This is a genomic window from Micromonospora sp. NPDC048947 (assembly GCF_040649495.1).
Classification (GTDB): domain Bacteria; phylum Actinomycetota; class Actinomycetes; order Mycobacteriales; family Micromonosporaceae; genus Micromonospora; species Micromonospora alfalfae.
The window spans coordinates 163,787-175,507 of the sequence record NZ_JBEZFO010000017.1 but is presented as its reverse complement, the minus strand read 5'-3'; the positions used below and the strand labels follow the sequence as shown (position 1 = coordinate 175,507).

At 68.2% G+C, this 11,721-nt stretch carries 12 protein-coding genes; 8 read left to right on the top strand and 4 right to left on the bottom strand.

Annotation, left to right across the window (positions count from 1 at the left end; all coding sequences use genetic code 11):
• Positions 1-78: 78 nt before the first annotated feature.
• Positions 79-1,080, bottom strand: a complete 1,002-nt coding sequence (locus AB0B98_RS23965) for an aldo/keto reductase (RefSeq protein ID WP_357365427.1) — start codon at positions 1,078-1,080, stop codon at positions 79-81.
• A 204-nt stretch (positions 1,081-1,284) separates the two neighbouring features.
• On the opposite strand from AB0B98_RS23965, the gene AB0B98_RS23960 reads away from it, so the two are divergent.
• From AB0B98_RS23960 to AB0B98_RS23950, 3 genes are all read left to right on the top strand, one after another.
• Positions 1,285-1,635, top strand: coding sequence for a helix-turn-helix domain-containing protein (locus AB0B98_RS23960; RefSeq protein ID WP_357365425.1), 351 nt, complete (start codon positions 1,285-1,287; stop codon positions 1,633-1,635).
• 124 nt (positions 1,636-1,759) lie between these two features.
• The gene (locus tag AB0B98_RS23955; protein WP_357365423.1) at positions 1,760-2,767 is read left to right on the top strand and encodes a zinc-dependent alcohol dehydrogenase family protein; all 1,008 of its coding nucleotides are present in this window, start codon (positions 1,760-1,762) and stop codon (positions 2,765-2,767) included.
• Positions 2,768-2,890: 123 nt separating this feature from the next.
• Complete coding sequence (locus AB0B98_RS23950; RefSeq protein WP_357365421.1) at positions 2,891-3,277, top strand: hypothetical protein; 387 nt, start codon at positions 2,891-2,893, stop codon at positions 3,275-3,277.
• Positions 3,278-3,787: 510 nt separating this feature from the next.
• Here AB0B98_RS23950 and AB0B98_RS23945 read toward each other — a convergent pair.
• Positions 3,788-4,927 carry a glycosyl hydrolase 53 family protein gene (locus AB0B98_RS23945; protein WP_357365419.1) on the bottom strand — a complete coding sequence of 380 codons (1,140 nt, stop codon included), beginning with the start codon at positions 4,925-4,927 and terminating at the stop codon, positions 3,788-3,790.
• A 9-nt stretch (positions 4,928-4,936) separates the two neighbouring features.
• On the bottom strand, positions 4,937-6,121 hold the full coding sequence (locus AB0B98_RS23940; protein ID WP_357365417.1) for a cellulose binding domain-containing protein: 1,185 nt from the start codon (positions 6,119-6,121) through the stop codon (positions 4,937-4,939).
• A gap of 194 nt (positions 6,122-6,315) precedes the next feature.
• Between AB0B98_RS23940 and AB0B98_RS23935 the strand changes: the two genes are divergently transcribed.
• From AB0B98_RS23935 to AB0B98_RS23925, 3 genes are all read left to right on the top strand, one after another.
• Complete coding sequence (locus tag AB0B98_RS23935) at positions 6,316-8,079, top strand: DUF1996 domain-containing protein (RefSeq protein WP_357365416.1); 1,764 nt, start codon at positions 6,316-6,318, stop codon at positions 8,077-8,079.
• Positions 8,080-8,281: 202 nt separating this feature from the next.
• The gene (locus tag AB0B98_RS23930; RefSeq protein WP_238671489.1) at positions 8,282-9,109 is read left to right on the top strand and encodes an SAM-dependent methyltransferase; all 828 of its coding nucleotides are present in this window, start codon (positions 8,282-8,284) and stop codon (positions 9,107-9,109) included.
• 202 nt (positions 9,110-9,311) lie between these two features.
• Positions 9,312-9,740, top strand: coding sequence for a DUF4279 domain-containing protein (locus tag AB0B98_RS23925; RefSeq protein WP_357365414.1), 429 nt, complete (start codon positions 9,312-9,314; stop codon positions 9,738-9,740).
• A 39-nt stretch (positions 9,741-9,779) separates the two neighbouring features.
• On the opposite strand, the gene AB0B98_RS23920 is transcribed toward AB0B98_RS23925, so the two are convergent.
• Positions 9,780-10,187 (bottom strand): nitroreductase family deazaflavin-dependent oxidoreductase, encoded by a 408-nt coding sequence (locus AB0B98_RS23920; protein ID WP_357365412.1) that lies wholly within the window; start codon positions 10,185-10,187, stop codon positions 9,780-9,782.
• Positions 10,188-10,665: 478 nt separating this feature from the next.
• Between AB0B98_RS23920 and AB0B98_RS23915 the strand changes: the two genes are divergently transcribed.
• Both AB0B98_RS23915 and AB0B98_RS23910 read left to right on the top strand, forming a co-directional pair.
• Positions 10,666-10,899, top strand: coding sequence for a holin (locus AB0B98_RS23915; protein WP_088990712.1), 234 nt, complete (start codon positions 10,666-10,668; stop codon positions 10,897-10,899).
• Between the two features lie 343 nt (positions 10,900-11,242).
• Entirely contained in the window at positions 11,243-11,623 is a 381-nt protein-coding gene (locus tag AB0B98_RS23910) for a VOC family protein (RefSeq protein WP_357365410.1), read from the top strand.
• The last annotated feature ends 98 nt before the right edge of the window (positions 11,624-11,721 follow it).

Sequence of the window (11,721 nt, the reverse complement as noted above, 5' to 3'; positions counted from 1 at the left end):
CGACGCGACGGCGTTCACCGACGCCAACCTCGCCACGTTCGACGCCCTGGTCGCCGCCAATCCCGTCGATGTCGGAAGCTACTCCTGGATCGCGGCCATCGCCGGTCCGGTGTAGCGCTCGCCGACGGCGGCACCGACCGGAGCGGCGGCGCTCAGTTCATCGAGCAAGCCGGCGTCAATCTTGAGCTGCGCGGCGGCGACGTTCTCCTCCAGATACGTGCGGCGCTTGGTGCCCGGAATTGCGGTGACGTGGTCACCTTGCGCCAACACCCAGGCCAACGCGAGCTGGCCGGGCGTGACACCCGCCTGTTCCGCGATGGCGCGGATCCGGTCCACCAGGAGCAGGTTCTGCCGCAGGTTCTCCTCGGCGAACCGGGGCCAGGTACGACGCCAGTCGTTCTCGGGCAGGTCTTCGAGACTACGAACTGAGCCGGTGAGGAAACCACGGCCCAACGGTGCGTACGCCACGAACCCGATGCCCAGTTCACGCACCGTGTCGAGCACGCCGTTGGTCTCCACGTTGCGGGTGAACAGCGAGTACTCGGTCTGCACCGCCGACAGCGGCGCGGTGGCGTGCGCGGCACGGATGTTCTGCGGCGACGCCTCGCTGATCCCGAGGTAGCGGATCTTGCCTTCGGCGACGAGTTCGCCGAGCGCGCCGAAGGTCTCCTCGACCGGTACGTTCGGGTCGACCCGATGCTGGAAGTACAGGTCGACGTAGTCGGTGCCGAGCCGGCGCAACGATCCGTCGAGCGACTTGCGGACGTAGTCAGGCTGCCCGTTGGCGCCGCCGATGATGCGGCCGGCATCGTCGAGCGTCACGCCGCCGAACTTTGTCGCGATGATGGCCTGGTGGCGACGCCCTCTCAGTGCCCGGCCGAGCAGTTCCTCCCCGGTGAGGGGGCCGTACATGTCGGCGGTGTCGAACAGGGTCACGCCCAGTTCGAGTGCGCGGTGAACGGTGGCGGCGGACTCGGCGTCGTCCGGGGTGCCGTACATCGCGGTCATGCCCATGGTGCCGAGTCCCTCGACCGAGGCCACCAGCCCTTGACCACCGATCGCATGCTTCTGCAAGATCATGTTGGTTTCTCTTCCTGGATGCCACGAGCGCCTTCCGAGCGCTCATCACCAGCCTGCGGCAGATCGGCGCCGTTATCGGCGTTCTGCCTATCCCCGGCCCGACAGGGCGACGATCCGACGGGGCCCGGGTCTGATCGGTCCGGGATACTTTGATCAGCGTCGTACGATGGCTGGGTTGCGATGCGCCCGTTCTAAGGAGTTGCCGTGCCCCGCCCTCGTAGTGCCGCCCGGACCGTGAAGCACCCCGACCTGTCCGAGGTCTCCCTCCAGCAGGTCATGGAGGCGTTGGCGGATCCGGTACGACGAGCGGTGGTGTCCCAATTGGCCAGCAACGGCACGGACATGAGCTGCGGCACGTTCGAGACGCCCGTGTCGGTCTCGACGCTGACGCACCATTTCAACACGCTGCGCGAGGCCGGCGTGATCCGCCAGTACTACGTGGGAACAACCAAGATGAACGCCCTGCGCGCGGACGAGATCGAACGCCGGTTTCCCGGCCTGCTCTCGGCGGTGGTGGCTGCCGCCGGCACCGAGACGCGGGCAGGCGCGGCCTGAGTTCGTGTCATTACTACGACGATCGTCGTAGTTTGATCGCAGTCGAGATTAGCGGTAACGTGCGGGACGGCGGCACGTTGGTTCGGCGCCGTCCCGTGACTCCTACCGCTAGGACTGATGCACCGTGGCAAAGCTCGTACAGTTCAATCGGCTCGGTGGCCCCGAGGTCCTCACCCTCAACGACGTCGAGGTGGTCGCACCCGGCGCGGGCGAGGTCCGGATCCGCGTCGACGCCATCGGCCTGAACCGGGCCGAAATCATGTACCGCGACGGCGCCTACTTCGACCAGCCGGTGTTTCCCTCCACCCTCGGCTACGAGGCGGCCGGCGTGATCGAGGCGGTCGGCCAGGGTGTGGATGGCCTCGCCGAGGGTGCCACGGTCAGCGTCGTACCGGCGTTCCTGCAGAGCAGGTACGGCACGTACGGCACCCATATCATCGTTCCGGCCTCGACTGTCGTGCCTCGCCCCGTCCACGTCGAGCCCACCCAGGCGGCGGCCGTCTGGATGGCCTACATCACCGCCTACGGACCCCTCATCGAGTCCGGCAAGGTGCGCCCTGGCGACCACGTGCTGATCACGGCAGCCTCCAGCAGCGTTGGTCTCGCCGCCATCCAGCTCGCCAACCACATCGGCGCGATCCCGATCGCCACCACGCGCGGCTCCGGCAAGAAGCAGCGCCTGCTGGACGCCGGCGCGGCCCACGTGATCGTCAGCGACGACGAGGACCTTCCTGCCCGCATCAAGGAAATCACCGGCGGCGAAGGCGTCCGCCTGGCGTTCGACCCGATCGCCGGGCCCGGCGTGGAAACCCTCGCCCTGGGTATCGCCCCGGACGGGTTCCTGGTGGCCTACGGAGCGCTCGACCCGCGCCCCACCCCGCTACCCAACGCGCAGTCCTACCCGGCGCTGAACAGCAGCACCTACACCCTCTTCGAGATCACGATGAACCCGGAACGCCTGCGCCGCGCCGTCGCCTTCGTCAACGCGGGACTCGCCTCAGGCGTCATCGCCCCGGTCGTCGATCGCATCTTCGACCTCACGGAGATCGCCGAGGCCCACCGCTACATGGCAGCCAACGGCCAGGTCGGCAAGATCGTCATCACTGTGACCCACGACGACGTCACGGCCTGAGCCGGTGCTGATGGAGTGATCGGACGATTGCGCAGGCCGTCGCATCCTGTTGCTTGACCCTTCAAATTTCCACCGGTAGCCTTTTGACATTCATCCATGAATGTCTATTCAACGAGGTGAACCGTGCTGTTGAAATCCATCGCCCTCGCCGCGTCCGTCGCCGGCGTGCTGGCCACCGCCCCCGCCGCTTCGGCGGCAAGCTCCCAAGCATCAAACGAAGCCTGGCTACCCGGGAACTGTCCGCAGGGCACGTTCTGCATCTGGCCCAACTGGGATCACCCGGCAGAGGGTCCGACCGCGACTCCGTCTCTGGTGACCACTACCGAATGGTCCGGCAACGTCCCGGCCTTCAACTTCTACAACCGCACCTCCCGCAACGCCGAGATCACCTGGTCGTACAACTACCTCGGGACGCAGCTTTCCGGCGCGATCTGCGCTCGCCCCGGCGGCGGGGACCTGTACGTGCCAATGTTCGCGACGAAGGTGAGTTGGCAGACGCACACCTGCTGATCATCAGCTGGTGCCACGGCTCGATGCCGTCCCACCGCGCGACCACAGGCCACCGATCGGGCTCCACTGAGCGGTCGGCCAGCCAGTAGTACTCCCCCTCGGTCTGGTCGCTGCCCCACTGGATCAGCCCCGGCCCCTTGCCGGGCTCGTACAACTCGTAGGGGGCCCACAGGTGCGCGGACTCATGGCCGGCTGCCCACTGGCGACAGGAGGCCCAGGTCCGAAGCAACGGCTGCGCGTGACTGTCGGTCGGCCGCAGAAGGTCGAGGTACGCGTAGAACGCCCCCGGCACGAACCGCCGGCACAGCTCTTTGAAGTCCGACGGCAGCACGACTCCCAGTTCGGCTTCCACCTGCTCCCAGCCGGCACCACCCTCAGGATCGTGGCACCATCCGGTCACCTCGATGATGCGGTCGATCCACATCTGCTGAACATTCACGGCCGGCAAAGTAGCAGTGACCCGCTTGCTGACCGTGGCTGCACTCGGTTTCTGCGCGCGCGCAGAAGTGGTCAGGGCGTCCAGCGCACGCCCGGGTTCACCCGCCCGGACCAGTCGAAGACGGCCATGTTGTCCCACTGGTTTCCGGTGCCGTTGATGTTGGCCGGGTCCCAGCCGTTGCCGCGGACGGCATACCAGGTGGGTTCCCAGTAGAAGACACCGATGGCCCCCGCGTTGCGGGCGGTGTTCTGCACCCAGTCGAACTCCTGGGCCTGCCCGGACCAGGTCGCGCTGATGCCGTCGCAGGTCGCGTCGCCGATGGCGTTCGGCTCGCTGTCCGCGTTGTTGCGGGTGAAGGGGTACGCGGTCTCCACGATCACCACCGGCTTGCCGTAGCGCCCGCGCAGATCGACGATGTTGTTGTAGAGGTTCGCCAGGCTGCCGTGCCACATGCAGTAGTACGACTGGGCGGTGATGTCCCACTGCACACCCTGGGCGCGGATGCCGTCGTAGAACCATCGGGCGTTGGCGTTGCTGTCGGCGTTTGCGGTATGGATCATCACCGGAATGCCGCTGCCGCAGGCCTTTGTGGCGTTGTAGCCCTGCTTCAGCAGGCCGGCCAGCGGGGCGAAGTCGTTGTTGACGACCTTGCCCTCGTTCCACAGCATCCCCACGTTGATCTCGTTGCCGATCTGCACGCTGTCCGGTGGGGTGCCCTGCCCCCGCAGGCTTGAGCAGACGTCGTAGGTGAAGGTGTAGACGTCGGTACGCAGTTGGCTCAGGCTGTGGCCGGCCCAGGCTGCCGGCTTGTACTGCTTGCCAGGGTCGGCCCAGGTGTCGGAGTAGTGGAAGTCGACGAGCACCTTGAGGCCCTTCGCCCTGGCCGCCCTCGCCTGGCCCAACACCGCGGTCTTGTTGTTGTAGCCGCTGATGGGGTTGTTCCAGACGCGCAGTCGGACGTAGTTGACGCCGACGGACTTCAGGATGTCCAGCGGGTCGCGGGCGACCCCGCCGGCGTCGTAGTACCTGGCACCCAGGTCCAGGCTGCGCTGCAACGAGGAAACGTCGGCGCCGCGCATGGTGAGCGTGTTCGCGGCGGAGACGGGTGAGGGCGTGCCGCCGAGCGTGGTGGCGACGACGAGGATGCCGGCCGTGACGGCCCCGAGCAGGGCCCTGGCGCGGCGGTGGGGGGTGACCGGTTGGGTGTCCACGAGACTCCTTCAGCCCACTGTGCAGGGGGTGCCGTTCAGCGAGAAACCGGTCGGCGGCGCGTCGCTGACACCCCACCGGCCCTGGATGCCGAAGGTCGCCGAGCCGTCCGGCGCGAGGACACGGTTCCAGTCGACGTTACGGGCGGTCACGGTGGCACCGGTCTGGCCGATCGTGGCGTTCCACCCCGAGGTGACCTGCTGGTCGCCGGGGAAGCTGAAGGTCACGGTCCAGCCGTCGACCGGCGCCGTCCCGGCGTTGTGGACCGTCGCTGAGGCCACGAAACCGCCCGGCCACTCGGACTGGTTGCGGTAGGTCACCCGGCAGGTGGAGGGCGGCGGGGGCGTCGTGGGCAACTCGACAGTGTTGGACGCGATCGAAAGGTTGCCCGCCGCGTCCCGGGCCCGCACGTAGTACAGGTTGCGCTGCGGCGTCGACGCAGGTAGCGACGTCGTGTACGTCGTACCCGGCACAGTGGCGATCAGCCTGGAGATGAACCAGCCGTCGAACCGGTAGACGTCATACCCGAGCACGCCGACGTTGTCCGTCGACGGTGACCAGGACAACGTGGCCGTCGAGGCGTTCACCTCGCCGCCGGTCAGGCTCTGCGGCGCGCTCGGCGGGGTGGTGTCCGGGCCGGTGTCCGTCACCGGTGTGACCACGGTCAGCATGTCCGACCAGTTCGAGCGTTGCCCGAGGCTGTCCCGGGCGATCATTCGGAACGAGAGTTGCATGCCCGGCCCAACGTGGGTGGTGATCGTGGTGGTGGTGACCGCGCCGGCGGTAGCGCTGAAGATGACGTCGCCAAACTCCTGGTAGTACGTGATGTCGTAGCCGGTGATGGCGCAGCAGCTGGACGTGGCGGCCGTCCAGGTGAGGGTGATCGACCCGGTCCGGACCTCGCTGGCGGTCAGGTTCGTGGGCGGGCTCGGCGGGACGGGCGCGGTGCTCGGCGTACTGGACGGCGCTGTCGGCGTCGGCGTTGGCGGGGCGGTCCCGGCCGGCGCTGCGACGGACACCGCGGCCCCAGCGGGCGCCGGGGCGACCTCTGGGTACGCGGCGGGCGTCACGGTGCCGGCGTCGGCCGCCGGTGCGGCGCTCAGAGCGGTGCCGAGCACTGCCGTCGACAGCACGACGGCGGCCAGCAGGCCTGGCCGCAAACGGCGGAACAGCGAGGACGAGCGAACGCCTGCCATACGTCGACGATGCAGCAAGGGATCGATGATCACCAACGCGTCTCACGCCTCGGCCACTGATCGGCGCGGCTCATGCCCGACTTCTTACCGAACCGTGACGTGCCCGGTGACCGCTGACCGTTGACCGCCCGTTGGCCCGTACCGAGGGGAGACAGCACAGCACCGGAGCCCTTTCCGGCTTTGAGGAGATTCCGATGAACCGCAGAAAGAACGGGACCGCACTGGGCCAGACCCGGCCGGCCCGACTCGCCATGGCCGCGCTCGTGCTGGCGGCCACCGGCGCGCTCACCGCCACCTTCGTCTCCGGTGGCGGCAAGGGCACCGCGGATGCCGCCACCAGCCTGGACCAGTTCGTGTCGATCGAGAACGTGCCGCCGAACGTGCAGAACCCGAGGCCGGCCGCCGGTGCGTCGACCGGCAGGTTCACCGTCGACTGCGGCACGAACGGCATCGGCAAGTTCAGCCCGGACAATCCGGTGGCCCAGCCCGGCATCCGCAACGGCGCCGAACACGTCCACGACTTCGTCGGCAACCTGGCCATCACCGCGAACTCCTCCGACGCCGATCTGGACGCCTCCGGCACCACCTGCCGCAACGGCGACAAGTCGTCCTACTTCTGGCCGGTGGTGCGCATCGACAAGAGCGTCCGCGGCGGCAAGCAGCTCCAGCAGGCCCTCGCCCAGACCCAACCCATGGTCGTCTGCCCCTCGGTCGGCAAACGGCTGCGCGCCGTCCCCACCGGGGCCCGCGGCACCGTCGACCGTCTGCTGGCCGAGTTGGATCGCCAGCAGGCCGCCGCGAACCACCGGATGACCGCCAGCCGGGGCCGCATCGACGCCGCATTCAACCGGGAGGTCATCGACTCGCTGCGGGCCCGCCGCGCCGCGATGATCAAGCAGATCAGCACCACGATCACCGCCGCTGGCGGTAACCAGCCTGGCCTGGTCTCGCTTGTCGACTGTGACGTCAGCTACGACGACATGCACGCCCGGATGCCCGGCAGCGCCCACCGGGCGAGCGTCAAGGCGGCCCAGGCCGCGAATCCACGCATCCAGTGCCCGGCCGTGCGGGACAGGTTGCCCGGCGTACCCGATCGGGCGCTTGCCGAGGTGAACCGCAACCTCGACGACCTCGACCGGCAGATCTCCGAGGCCAACGAGCGCCTGGTCACCAGTCGTGGCCAGGGCGGCCCGGCCTTCGTCGACAACGCCATCCTCGGACCGCTGCGCGCCAAGCGGGTCGCCGTGCTCGACCGGATCGCCACCGCGATCGGGCGGCAGGCCCCCCGCCCGCAGGGTCTCGACGCGCTCGCCGGCTGCACGCTGGACCAGGCCCCGAGCACCCCGGCGGCACCGAGCAGCGCACCCACCACCACCGCCGCCGCGCTCCCCGACCCGCAGGGACCGAACCTTGAGCTGCCCGGCAACACCGGCGGCATCGTCCGCCCGGCGCAGGTGCTGATCGAATACCGCGGCAACCCCGTCAGCACTGTGGTGCCGATGCCGAAGTTCCTCCGGGCCCTCACCGGCGACGCCAAGCCCACCAGCCGTGGCCCGGCCAACGCCCGCGCCACCTGGACCTGCTCGGGCTTCGCCGACCGGCTCTCCGACAAGTACCCGATCTGCCCCGCCGGCAGTCAGGTGCAGCGTGTCCACGACTTCCCCGGCTGCTGGGACGGCAGGAACGTCGACAGCGACAACCACCGCAACCACGTCGCGTTCGCCGACAAGGCCACCGGCGCCTGCCCACAGGGTTTCCGGGCGATCCCGCAACTGCGGATCACAGTGGCCTACGACATCGCCCGCGACGTGCAGGTCAAGGGCCAGTACGCCCTCGACTCCTTCCCCGAGGAGAACCACAACCCCTTCTCCGACCACAACGACTTCGTCAACGTCAACTCAGCCCAGACGATGCAACGCATCGCCACCTGCATCAACAAGGGCAAGAACTGCTCCTGACGCCGGGGCCGCGTCGTTCGGGCGGGGCGGGTCGCGGCCGGCCGCCGGCCGCGACCCGGTGTGTCGCCATTACCGATGGGACGATTCACTGGGAGCGATACCAGTGGGGCAAAATTCAACCCGCCCGATCGTTAGACTCGCCGGAACGCCGGCACCGCCGCAGACCTCGACCTGCGCCAATCCCCATCGAATGGAGACGCCTGTGACCCGCGACAAGGCGGCACCCCCCGGTATCGACCCCAACATTCCCAGCGTGGCCCGGGTCTACGACTTCTTCCTGGGTGGCAAGGACAACTTCGAGGCCGACCGGAGGGTCGCCGAGCACGCCCTGCGCATCACCCCGGACGGGCCGGCCGCCGGTCAGGCGAACCGGGCCTTCCTGCGTCGGGTGATCCGCTTCCTTGTCGCTGAGGCGGGCATCGACCAGTTCCTCGACATCGGATCGGGGCTGCCCACCCAGGGCAACGTGCACGAGGTCGCCACCGAGCAGAACCCGAAGGCTCAGGTGGTCTATGTGGACAATGACCCGATCGTCCTGACACACGGGCGAGCCCTGCTCGCCGCGGAAGGCACCGCGACGGTGATCCAGGCGGACATCCGGGAGCCGCGGGAGATCCTTGACCACCCGGACGTACGCCGGTTCCTAGACTTCGACCGGCCGATCGGCTTGCTGCTCTTCGCGATCCTGCACCACCTTGGCGACGACGAGGACCCGAAGGCGGTCGCCGCCGCGTTGATCGACGCGCTGCCCTCGGGCAGCTACGTGGCGATCTCGCACTTCCGCGACCCGGGCGAGCGAGACCCGGAAGGCTCCCGCAAGGCCCGCGAGGTCGAACGGGTCTTCAACGAATCGTTGGGCACCGGCCGCTGGCGCACCGACGAGGAGATCCTCTCGTTCGCCGACGGGCTGACGGTGTTGGAGCCGGGGCTGGTGCCGCTGGCCGAGTGGCGCCCAGAGCCTGACGCACCCGCTACGGTGCAGACCGACACCTATCACACGTTCGTCGGGCTCCTCGCCCGCAAACCGTAGGCTCCGTCTGCTGCTGAGGTCCGTCGGCGGGAGTACGCCCCGCCGACGGACCCACTCGACACGTCTGACCTGCCATGCCGGCTCGCAGCGGCGCACACCAACCACCGCCGACTCCGTTGTTGACAGCGGTGTCGGGCACGGATCGGGCATGCCCTGGTATTGCGGGTGTTTGCTGTGCCGGTTCACTGCCACGATCGGGGCCATGCGGGTACACCAGTACGTGTATTTCTCGATGCGTTCACGCGATCTCCCGGCGCACGAGATGGCGACACGGTTGGGCATGGAGCCAGACGAGATCAGCGTCCTGGGGAGCAAGAGGGAAAACCCTCCGATGCCGCGCGTCCATTCGTGGAGGGTGGTCTGTCGGGACAGCGGCTTGACGGTCGATGAGCAGATTCACCGCATCATCGACCGCCTTGCGCCTGTCGCAGATGAGATCGCGGCCCTCGTGCGAGTGATCGACGAGTCCGAAGGTGAGGGTCGGACCTCGACACTCCAGGTGGTGCGCTACTTCAATGACGACGATGGCGACCAGCAGCACCGTCTCGGCTGGCACCTCGATCGCCGAGCCCTGGAGTTCCTTCGCCACACAGGGGCCGAGCTGGACGTGGACGAATACGGAGATGACTGAGGCTGGGCTGGCACGCCGACAACTGTCTGAGGTGGCCCTCTACTGCCTGGGTTCCAGTACGACGACTGGGATCTGGCGGGTGGTCTTCCGCTCGTAGTCGGCGAAGCCCGGGTACGCGGCCTTCTGCGCGGTCCAGATCCGTTCCCGTTCGTCCCCGGCGGCGACTCTGGCTACCAACTCGACCTTGTCCGTACCGATCTCCGCCTGGGCCTTCGGTTCGGCGAGCAGGTTGTAGTACCAGTCGGGATTGCTGGGGGCGCCGCCCTTGGACGCGAACACGGCATAGCCACCGTCCACCTTCTGATACATCATCGGGTTCACGCGGGGCTGGCCGCTCTTGGCGCCGACAGTGTGCAACAGCAGCAGTGGTGCGCCTGCGAACTGACCGCCGACCTGCCCACCGTTGTCGCGAAACTCAGCGATGATCTTGTCGTTCCAGTCACTCATGTCTTCTCCTCGCCCCACGCACCGGCTCCGTCGACACGATTCTGACACTCGCCTGCGCCCACTGCTTGCTCGCGCAGGCCGCAGCCGCGGAGCTACCGGCCTCCGCCGCCCCGGCGGGGTGGACAGCCCACAAGACCGGTCGCACTGATCTGCCGCTGTCAGCGAGCGGGCGGCGAGCACGACGGACGCGCGATGCGACCCAGCTTCGACCCACTCGGCGCTGCGCCCCACCAACCCACCGCCACCGGCCTGCCTGCCGCCTCAGGCCGTCACAGGTCGCGCGTCACCTTCCCCGCCTGCTGCGCTTCAACGCGTCCGCCCCGCCCCGGACGCTGTCGGCTTGCGCCCGAATCGCGTTCTGGTCACCGCCGCCGCCGTGGGCCGGCGACCCCGGACAGCGCGGCAAGCACCAACCGCCCCTGACCAGGCATTCTTGACGTATGGACCGTCCGATGAACCTACCCCTGGAGGTACCACAATGTTCACCACAAAGTTCTGGAAGGCCACCGCCGAGCGGGCGGTGAAGAGCGCCGCGCAGGGTCTGTTGCTCTACTGGGGCGCTGACGTCGTGTTCAACGCATGGCAGGCGGATTGGGCAGCGGCCGGTGGCATCGCGTCCGGTGCGGCGGTGCTGTCGGTGCTCACCTCGCTGGTGAGTGCGAAGGTGTCGGGAGAGGGCGACTCGCCAAGCCTTGTCGGTGCCGAACAGTAGCCTCAGGCGGCTGCAACTGTTGCGCCCCCGCTGGCTTCGGACCGGTGGGGGCGTCTCATCACCTCCAAACGTTCGTCGGGTGCAGCCTGGCCGACCCGAGCCCCACCCGCGAGTTGCCATACCGGTCCTCCGGCAAGCCGCTGCCCCTAACGACGGAGGCCGACGCCCCGGTTTGGTCGAAGGCGACCTTGGCGCACCCAAGCACCTCGGCGGATCACTGACGCAACAGCGGGACACTTCCACAGCCCCGGTACGATCGCGAACTTGTTCTCACTGCAGGGACCCCATGAGATCCGCGTGCGGCAGCCCCGGCAGTTCCCGTGCTGAGAGTAGGTTTCGTCAAATGGCATGCCGTATCGGTGAGCTCGTTCTCAAGTGCCGCGACCCCGAGGCGCTGGCGCGGTTCTGGTGCGAGGTCCTGGACTTCATAGAGCTCGATCGCGAAGCGGAGGTCTACATCGAGATAGGCCCGCGCGAAGGGTTCGGCGGCCCGCAGCCGACGATCTTCCTCATCCGCGACGACGAGCCGAAGAACGGGCAGGCCCGACTGCACATCGACGTCAACCCCACCGACCGCGATCAGGACGCCGAGCTGGAACGCCTCCTGGCCGCCGGGGCCAAACTCGTCGACATCGGTCAGCCCGCGGATGCGTCCTGGCACGTCCTGGCCGATCCAGAAGGCAACGAGTTCTGCCTGCTCAAGCGCCGCCTCGACCCGCTCTGACGGCCCGCGCCCAAACGATCGACGCAGCCGACAAAATTAGGCGGCCCCCGTCAATAGCTGGGGGCCGGGTGGACCCCGTCAAGCCGACGGCGGATCCG

Bases quoted from the DNA above. Each gene is read 5' to 3' on its own strand.
- AB0B98_RS23910 (WP_357365410.1), top strand. From the start codon at position 11,243: ATGGCATGCCGTATCGGTGAGCTCGTTCTCAAGTGCCGCGACCCCGAG.
- AB0B98_RS23925 (WP_357365414.1), top strand. From the start codon at position 9,312: ATGCGGGTACACCAGTACGTGTATTTCTCGATGCGTTCACGCGATCTC.
- AB0B98_RS23915 (WP_088990712.1), top strand. From the start codon at position 10,666: ATGTTCACCACAAAGTTCTGGAAGGCCACCGCCGAGCGGGCGGTGAAG.
- AB0B98_RS23920 (WP_357365412.1), bottom strand. From the start codon at position 10,187: ATGAGTGACTGGAACGACAAGATCATCGCTGAGTTTCGCGACAACGGT.
- AB0B98_RS23935 (WP_357365416.1), top strand. From the start codon at position 6,316: ATGAACCGCAGAAAGAACGGGACCGCACTGGGCCAGACCCGGCCGGCC.
- AB0B98_RS23940 (WP_357365417.1), bottom strand. From the start codon at position 6,121: ATGGCAGGCGTTCGCTCGTCCTCGCTGTTCCGCCGTTTGCGGCCAGGC.
- AB0B98_RS23965 (WP_357365427.1), bottom strand. From the start codon at position 1,080: ATGATCTTGCAGAAGCATGCGATCGGTGGTCAAGGGCTGGTGGCCTCG.